Source organism: Curtobacterium sp. MCBA15_013, from assembly GCF_001865095.1.
In the GTDB taxonomy this organism is placed as follows: Bacteria; Actinomycetota; Actinomycetes; order Actinomycetales; family Microbacteriaceae; genus Curtobacterium.
The window spans coordinates 922-1652 of sequence record NZ_MJGQ01000040.1 but is presented as its reverse complement, the minus strand read 5'-3'; the positions used below and the strand labels follow the sequence as shown (position 1 = coordinate 1652).

At 63.7% G+C, this 731-nt stretch carries 3 tRNA genes; all 3 read left to right on the top strand.

Annotated features, from left to right (window positions below):
- Positions 1 to 374 precede the first annotated feature (374 nt).
- The 3 genes from BIV01_RS13795 (at position 375) to BIV01_RS13785 (ending at position 653) form a co-directional block, all read left to right on the top strand.
- Positions 375 to 447 (top strand) — tRNA-Glu (locus BIV01_RS13795).
- 55 nt (positions 448 to 502) lie between these two features.
- Positions 503 to 579 (top strand) — tRNA-Asp (locus BIV01_RS13790).
- A 1-nt stretch (position 580) separates the two neighbouring features.
- A tRNA-Phe gene (locus BIV01_RS13785) sits at positions 581 to 653 on the top strand.
- Positions 654 to 731 lie beyond the last annotated feature (78 nt).

The window sequence follows — 731 nt, the reverse complement described above, 5'->3', positions numbered from 1 at the left end:
CGACGGCGACCGCGGCGGCGATGAAGCGGCGGCGGGGACGGGGGCGGAGTGAGAGCGATGGTGAGGTCGACATACATCTCGATTTCGTAACAGCGCGGCAAGGCTCACGCACGTAACACTGTTAACAAGCGCAACAGTAACAACAGGTGTCGCACCCGCACACCCCCTCGCACGAGGGGCACGGGACCGACGACGATGGTCGCATCGGAACATCGACAGCACGAATCGGGGCCTGGTGCCCCAGGGTGAGTGAAGCCCTGCGCCCGGGCGGCGACACCGCGACACGCCGGGGATTCCGCGGTGGAGCGGCTCGATTTGTGAATCCCGGGAGGCATCCGTATGCTTGTCCATCGGTAGCGCGAAGCACCGCTTGCGGCCCTATCGTTTAGTGGCCTAGGACACCGCCCTTTCACGGCGGCAGCACGGGTTCGAATCCCGTTGGGGTCACTCCTCGCAGAGTGAGCAAGCAAGCAGAGCACTACCAAACAACACAACACAACATGGCCCTGTAGCGCAGTTGGTTAGCGTGCCGCCCTGTCACGGCGGAGGTCGCGGGTTCAAGTCCCGTCAGGGTCGCCACGGCTGGATAGCTCAGTTGGTAGAGCGTTCGACTGAAAATCGAAAGGTCCACGGATCGATGCCGTGTCCAGCCACGGTGAAAGGCCCCCTACTCCGGTAGGGGGCCTTTTTGCGTTGGTCGTGACGCGACCACGTCCAGGAGGCGCGGTGCG